The 7,924-nt window shown below is 72.8% G+C and carries 5 protein-coding genes; all 5 read left to right on the forward strand.

The window, feature by feature from the left end:
* Positions 1 to 185: 185 nt before the first annotated feature.
* Positions 186 to 3,035: a glycoside hydrolase family 3 C-terminal domain-containing protein gene (locus ACZ3YO_RS37725; RefSeq protein WP_465578519.1), complete on the forward strand. Its 2,850-nt coding sequence runs from the start codon at positions 186 to 188 to the stop codon at positions 3,033 to 3,035.
* A 199-nt stretch (positions 3,036 to 3,234) separates the two neighbouring features.
* Entirely contained in the window at positions 3,235 to 4,218 is a 984-nt protein-coding gene (locus ACZ3YO_RS37730; RefSeq protein WP_465578521.1) for an acetylxylan esterase, read from the forward strand.
* Positions 4,215 to 4,970 carry a family 1 glycosylhydrolase gene (locus ACZ3YO_RS37735; protein WP_465578523.1) on the forward strand — a complete coding sequence of 252 codons (756 nt, stop codon included), beginning with the start codon at positions 4,215 to 4,217 and terminating at the stop codon, positions 4,968 to 4,970. Before ACZ3YO_RS37730 ends, ACZ3YO_RS37735 begins: the two co-directional genes overlap by 4 nt.
* Positions 4,967 to 7,249 (forward strand): alpha-xylosidase, encoded by a 2,283-nt coding sequence (yicI, locus tag ACZ3YO_RS37740; RefSeq protein WP_465578525.1) that lies wholly within the window; start codon positions 4,967 to 4,969, stop codon positions 7,247 to 7,249. Before ACZ3YO_RS37735 ends, yicI begins: the two co-directional genes overlap by 4 nt.
* 310 nt (positions 7,250 to 7,559) lie before the next feature.
* Positions 7,560 to 7,924, forward strand: a 365-nt coding sequence (locus ACZ3YO_RS37745) for an arabinofuranosidase catalytic domain-containing protein (protein WP_465578526.1), incomplete at its 3' end; no start/stop codon positions are given.

Here is a 7,924-nt window from a genome sequence, read left to right on the forward strand (position 1 = left end):
GCCGAAGCGTCGAAGCGCTTGGATGTTTCGGCGAGACTAACGACGCGTTACCAGTTGGGCAAGAGGCTGAACAAATCCAAAATCGTTTGTTCTCTGGGGAGTTGACAGTCCTGTCGGAGCATGCCAGCGTCGAAACGCTTCGATCATCCGGTCGCCGAGCCGAGCCCGCCCGAAGGGTGTTCCACGTGAGTTCCGTGTCCGCTGCCGGCCTGCCCGGCTTCCGCAATCCCACGCTCGCCCTGCGGGAGCGTGTCGACGACCTGCTCCGGCGGCTCACGCCCGACGAGCGGCTCGCGATGCTGCACCAGTACGCGCCGGCGGTGCCGCGACTGGGCGTCGGCCCCTTCCGTACCGGCAGCGAGGGCCTTCACGGCGTCTCGTGGCTCGGTGTGGCGACGGTGTTCCCGCAGGCCGTCGGCCTGGGCGCCAGCTGGGACGAGGAGTTGGTGCGCCGGGTCGCCGAGGCGGTCTCCACCGAGCTGCGGGCCTTCCACCACCACCGCCCGCCGGCCGTCGGCAGCACCGAGCGCGGGCCGAACTCCTTGCAGTCCTGGGCTCCGGTGCTCAACCTGCTGCGCGACCCGCGCTGGGGGCGCAACGAGGAGGGCTACTCCGAGGACCCGGTGCACACCGCGCGCATCGGAGAGGCGTTCTGCCGCGGTCTGACCGGCGATCACCCGGACTACCTGCGGGCCGCCCCGGTGCTCAAGCACTTCCTCGCCTACAACAACGAGGACGACCGCTGCACCACCTCCTCCGCCCTGCGTCCGCGCGTGCTCCAGGAGTACGACCTCGCCGCCTTCCGGCCCGTCATCGCCTCGGGCGCCGCGACCGGCGCGATGGCCGCTTACAACCTGGTCAACGGCCGCCCCTGCCACGTGAGTCCGCTGATCGAGGCGGAGCTGCGCCGCTGGGCCCGGCCGACCGGGCACGAGCTGTTCGTGGTCAGCGACGCCGAGGCCCCCTCCAACCTGGTCGACCCGGAGCACTACTTCGACGACCACGCCGAGTCCCACGCGGCCGCGCTCAAGGCCGGCATCGACAGCTTCACCGACCACGGCGAGGACACGGAGACCGTGGTCGGCCGGCTGCGCGAGGCGCTGGAACGCGGCCTGATCGAGGAAGCCGACGTGGACCGCGCCGTCCGCCGCCAGCTCGAAGTGCGCTTCCGCCTCGGCGAGTTCGACCCCGAGCTGGACCCGTACGCCGCCATCGGCCCGGAGGTGATCGACTGCGCCGAGCACCGCGCGCTGGCCCGGCAGGCCGCGACCCAGTCGGCCGTCCTGCTCAAGAACGACGGCCTGCTGCCGCTCGACCCCGCCCACACGCCGCGGATCGCCGTCATCGGCCCGCTCGCCGACGTGCTCCTCGAGGACTGGTATAGCGGCACCATGCCGTACCGGGTCGGCCTGGCCACCGGCCTCGCCGCGGCCCTCGCCCCGCACGGCGGCGAGATCGTCCGGGTGGAGGGCTGCGACCGGATCGCCCTGCGCTCGCGCACCACCGGTGACCTGCTCGGCAAGACCTCCTTGGACGTGACCGACTGGGGCGGCGGCGCCTCCACGCTGCGCGCCGTCGACACCGGCCGCTATCTGACCCTCCAGGACGACGAGGGCCTGGCCGCCGACCAGGACGTCATCAAGGCCTGGTTCGTCAAGGAGACCTTCCGGTTCGAACCGGCCGGCGAGGACACCGTGGTGCTGCGCAACGTGTTCACCGGCCGCTACGCCGCCGTGGATCCGACCGACGGCCGGGTGACGGTCACCGCCGAGACGCCGGACACCGCCGAGCGCTGGCAGCGCGAGCTGCTGCGCGACGGCCGCGCCGAGGCGCGCGAGGCCGCCGCGACGGCGGACGCCGCCGTCGTCGTCCTGGGCAACCACCCGATGATCAACGGCCGCGAGACCGAGGACCGCGCCGACATCCGCCTGCCCGAGGGCCAGGAGGACCTGCTGCGCGCCGTCGCCGAAGCCCGCCCGCAGACGGCACTGATCGTGATGAGCAGCTACCCCTACGCCGTCGACTGGGCCGACGAGCACCTGCCCGCGGTGGTGTGGACCTCCCACGGCGGGCAGGAAACAGGACACGCGCTGGCCGCCGTGCTGCTCGGCGAGGCCGAGCCCACCGGTCGGCTGCCGCAGACCTGGTACCGGGGCGACGACCCGCTGCCCGCCCCGCTCGACTACGACATCATCAAGGCCGGCTGGACCTACCAGTACCACCAGGGCGCCGCCCTCTACCCCTTCGGCCACGGGCTGTCCTACACCGACATCGCCTACCGCGACCCGCGCCTGTCGCAGCCGTCGATCGGCCCGGACGGCGCGGTCGACCTCACCGTCACCGTGGAGAACCGCGGCCGGCGATCCGGTGGCGACGTCGTCCAGGTCTACGTCCGGGCCCTGGACGCCCGCCACGCGGCGCCCCGGCTGCGCCTGGCCGACTTCCGCAAGGTCCGCCTGGAGCCGGGGGAGACCCGCGCACTGACGTTCCGGCTGCCGGCCGAGCGGTTCGCCCATTGGGACGTCGCCACGGGCGCCTTCGCCGTCGACCCCGGCGACTACGAGGTCGTCGTGGCGCGGTCGGCCGAGAACGAGGTCCTCGTCACGCCGCTCACCGTGACCGGGGCGGCGCCCGCTGCCCGCGCCGTCGTCGGACGGACCGTCCGGGCCGTCGACTTCGACGACCACACGGACATCACCATCGTCGACGCCACCCGCGCCGACGGCGACGCCGTCACTCCCACCGACCCCCGGCAGCCCGCCGCGCTCCTGTTCCGCGCCTCCGCTGTGACGGGGGCGGTCCGGGTCGAGGTCGAGACCGCCCGCGCGGACGACGCGAACGGCGCTGCCCGACTGGAGGTCCGGGCCGGCGGGCGGCTGCTGGCCGACATCGACGTGCCCGTGACCGGCGACCGCTACGCCTGGACGAGCACCACCGCCGAACTCGCCGCCCCACTCGACGGCGTGCAGGACGTGAGCCTGACCCTGCACGGCGACTTCCGGCTCTCCGTCTTCCGCTTCGCCGCAGCCGGCTGACGTCGGCGCCCCACCGACCGGCGGTCCGTCCGGAGGGGAGACTGGCCGCCACCCGTTCCAGCCCGACTCACCGCCCGGGCGATCCCGCCCGCCACACGGGCCCCGACCCGCAGTCACCAGCCGCCCGGAGGCGGCCCGGATGTCCCTGCTCACACCCCACCACGTGACCTCGAACTCGCAGCACCCGGAGGAATCCCCCATGCCCGTCACCGACTTCGGTGCCGACGAACTCGCCGGCTACCGGCCCGAGTCGATCGCCCCGCAGGACTTCGACGAGTTCTGGCAGCGCACCCTCGCCGAGGCCCGCTCGCACGGCGGTGCGGTCAAGGCCGAACGCGTCACCGCGCAGTCCGGACTGCGCACCGTCGAGGTCGACGACGTGCGCTTCCCCGGCTGGAACGGCGAGCCGGTGGCCGCCTGGTTGCTGCGCCCGCGCGGCGTGGACGGGCCGCTGCCCGTGGTCGTCGGTTACCAGGGGTACAGCGGTGGTCGCGGGCTGCCCACCGAGCACCTGTTCTGGTCCGCCGCCGGCTACGCCCAGCTCGTCGTCGACAGCCGGGGCCAGGGCCACGACACCCCGGACCGGGGTACGGGCGACGGCACCCAGTGGGTCGGGGGCTTCATGACCAAGGGCATCGACTCCCCCGAGAACCACTACTACCGGCGGCTGATGACCGACTGCGTGCGCGCCGTCGACGCCGTCGCGCAGCTGCCCGGTCTCGACGCCGACCGGATCGTCGTGGCCGGCGGCAGCCAGGGCGGCGGCCTGTCCCTCGCCGTCGCCGGGCTCAGCGGGGACCGGGTGGCCGCCGTGATGCCGGACGTCCCCTTCCTGTGCCACTACCGCGAGGGCGCGCAGACCTCTCTGGACGGCCCGTACCAGGAGCTCGTCAGCTACCTGCGCTGGCACAGCCGGGAGCGCGTGCAGCCGACCTTCGCCACCCTCGCGTACTTCGACGGTGTCCACTTCGCCCAGCGGGCCACCGCTCCGGCCCTGTTCAGCATCGGCCTGATGGACCCGGTCTGCCCGCCCCGGACGGTTTACGCCGCCTTCAACCACTACGCGGGCGAGGACCGCACCATGACGGTGTGGCCGTTCGCCGACCACGCCGGCGGCTGCGGCTCCAACCCGCCCGTCCAGCTGGCCTGGCTGCGCGAGCGCGGGCTGGCGCCGGAGCTGTGAGCACCGTGCCCTCCGGCGTCGACCTCGACCGCCTCCACCCCGCCTCCGGCCGGTCCGAGGACCTCGCCGCACTGCGCGGCGCCGAGGTCCTGCACAACGAGGTCTGGACCGCGCCGCTGTTCACCGGCCGCTACCCCGAGCACGAGGACGAGACCTGGCCGGGGCTCGCGGACGGCCCGTGGCGACGGCCCGGCGACCTCGAACTGATCGGCGAGCCGCTGGACTTCGTCGGCATCAACTTCTACCGGCCGGTCACCATCGCGGCCGCCCCGCACCGCGAGGCCGACCCGGAACGGCGCACCGCCACGGACATCGGCGTCAGCGAACCGAACCCGTACGGCACCCGGCTCACCACCATGGGCCGGCCGGTCATCCCGTCCGCGTTCACCGAGCTGCTCACCGGGCTGCACGCCCGCTATCCGAGGCTCCCGCCGATCTGGATCACCGAGAACGGCTCCGCCGAAGCCGACAGCGTCGCCCCCGACGGCCGGGTGCACGACGCGGAACGGATCGACTACCTGGCCGGCCACCTCGCCGCCGTCGCCGACGCCGTCGCGGCCGGGGTCGACGTGCGTGGCTACTACCGCTGGTCCCTGCTGGACAACTTCGAGTGGGCCCGCGGCTGCGCGCAGCGCTTCGGCCTGGTCCACGTCGGCTACGCAACCCTGACCCGCACGCCCAAGGACAGCTACCACTGGTACCGGGGCCTGATCACCGCGCACCGCGCGCGGACGGAGGAACGCGCACGATGAAGTTCACCGACGGCTACTGGCTGATGCGCCCGGGCGTCACCGCGCGCTACGCCACCGAGGTCGCCGACGTCCGCACCGGCGAGGACCGGATGACCCTCTACGCGCCCGTGAAGCACGTGCGCGGCCGTGGTGACACGCTCAACAGCCCGCTGCTGACCGTGGAGTGCTGGTCCCCCGCCGAGGGCGTGATCGGCGTGCGCACCACCCACCACGCGGGGTCGGTGCGCAGCGGGCCCGAGTTCGCGCTGCCCGGGGCCGAGGCGGGCGCCGGGAAGGTGCGCCGCGACGGCGACGTCGTGGAGCTCTGCGCCGGCGAACTGACGCTGCGGGTGGACACCTCCACGCCGTGGCAGCTGGAGTTCACCGCCGGAGGGCGGGTCCTGACCACGGTGGGGGAGCGTGGCACCGGCTTCGTCACCGACGCCGACGGCCGCCACCACCTGCTCGGACAACTCGCCCTGGGCGTCGGCGAACTGGTCTACGGCCTGGGGGAGCGGTTCACCCCGTTCGTCCGCAACGGCCAGGTGGTGGACATCTGGCAGGCGGACGGCGGCACCAGCAGCGAACAGGCCTACAAGAACGTCCCGTTCCACCTGACCAACCGGGGCTACGGCGTCTTCGTCAACCACCCCGGCAAGGTCAGCTACGAGGTCGGCTCCGAGTCAGTCGGCCAGGTGCAGTTCAGCGTCGAGGACCAGTCGCTGGAGTACTTCGTCGTCCACGGCCCGAGCCCCAAGGCGATCCTGGAGCGCTACACCGCGCTCACCGGTCGCCCGGCCCTGCCCCCGGCCTGGGCGCTCGGCCTGTGGCTGACCACCTCCTTCACCACCGAGTACGACGAGGCCACCGTCAACCGCTTCGTCGGCGGCATGGCCCAGCGCGGCATCCCGCTGAGCGTGTTCCACTTCGACTGCTTCTGGATGCGCGGGTACCAGTGGAGCGACTTCCGCTGGGACCCGGACACCTTCCCGGACCCGGCCGGCATACTCGCCAGGCTCAAGGAGCAGGGGCTGCGCATCTGCCTGTGGATCAACCCGTACATCGCGCAGAAGTCGGAGCTGTTCGCCGAGGGCATGCGCGAGGGCTACCTGGTGCGGCGCCCGGACGGCAGCGTCTGGCAGTGGGACCTCTGGCAGCCGGGCATGGCCCTGGTGGACTTCACCAACCCCGCCGCCACCGCCTGGTACACCGACAAGCTACGCGCCCTGCTGGACGTCGGTGTCGACTGCTTCAAGACCGACTTCGGCGAGCGCATCCCCACCGACGTGGTGTGGCACGACGGCTCCGACCCCGAGCGGATGCACAACTACTACACCCACCTCTACAACCGGGCGGTGTTCGAGCTGCTCCGCGAGGAGCGCGGAGAGGGGGAGGTGATGCTGTTCGCCCGGTCCGCCACCGCGGGCGGGCAGCAGTACCCGGTTCACTGGGGCGGGGACTGCGAGTCGCACTTCAACGCCATGGCGGAGTCGCTGCGCGGGGGCCTGTCCCTCGGCCTGTCCGGCTTCGGCTTCTGGAGCCACGACATCGGCGGCTTCGAGGGCACCCCGACTCCCGCCGTCTTCAAGCGCTGGACCCAGTTCGGCCTGCTCTCCTCGCACAGCCGGCTGCACGGCAGCAAGTCGTACCGGGTGCCGTGGGAGTTCGGTGACGAGGCGGTCGAGGTCACCCGCGAGTTCACCCTGCTCAAGCACCGGCTCGCGCCGTACCTCCAGCGCGCGGCGCAGCAGGCCCACGCCACCGGCGTCCCGGTGATGCGGGCGATGGTGCTGGAGTTCCCGGACGACCCGGCCGCCGCCACGCTCGACCGGCAGTACCTGCTCGGCGACGACCTGCTCGTCGCGCCCGTCTTCACCGAGGACGGCGCGGTCGAGTACTACGTGCCCGAGGGGACGTGGACCAACGTCCTCACGGGCGATCAGGTCACCGGCCCGCGCTGGGTGCGGGAGCGGCACGGCTTCCACACCCTGCCGCTGCTCGCCCGGCCCGATTCCGTCATCCCGTTCGGGGCGGACGACCAGCGCCCGGTCTCCGCCTGGGCCGACGGCGTCGAACTGCGGGTCCACGCCTTCGCGGACGGTGCCGAGCGCACCGTGGTGATCCCGCGCAGCGACGGCCCCGGCGAGACCGCCCGCTTCGACGTGCGCCGCACCGGCGACCGGATCCGGGTGGCCACCGACAGCCCGCACCCCTGGCAGCTGCGGATCGGCGGCCCGGACGGTGCGCTGCACGGCAGCCCCGCGGGCACCCGGGAAGCCGAACTGCCCTACCCGGCCTGAGCCCGGCCCTGACGCGAGGTCACGCGCCACCGAGCCGTGGCGCGTGACCTCGACCCCTTCCTGGAGGGTCCGTCCATGCGCGATGTCTTGACGGTGTCCTGGCGGCTGGCCATAGTGATGCCCGTTGCGGCACGGGAGGTGTCCGTGCCGTCATCACGCGCGCCCCTTCCCGGCCGGGATTGTTAGCGCTAACAAAACTCAGGCGCCGCCCCTGGACCTGACAGGCGGCAGTCCGAGCCGGGTCCGGTGGCGACGGACGGAGCCGAACCGGACCGCTCACTCCACACCCCACCCAGTGAAGGAGTTCCTCATGATCAAACCGTGGATGCACCGCCTCCGACGGGCGTTCCTGGCGGCCGGCACCACCACCGTGCTTGCCGCCGGCCTGCTCACCGCCACGGCCGGGACCTCGCAGGCGGCCACCCAGGGGCCGTGCGACCTCTACCGCGCCGGTGGCACGCCGTGCGTCGCCGCGCACAGCACCACCCGGGCCCTGTACGGCGCGTACAACGGCCCGCTGTACCAGGTCAGGCGTGCCTCCGACAACGCGACCAGGGACATCGGCCTGCTGAGCGCCGGCGGATACGCCGACGCCGCCGCGCAGGACTCCTTCTGTGCCGGTACCAGCTGCGTCATCACCGTCCTCTACGACCAGTCCGGCAAGGGCAACCACCT

The organism is Kitasatospora sp. NPDC022785 (assembly GCF_055561295.1).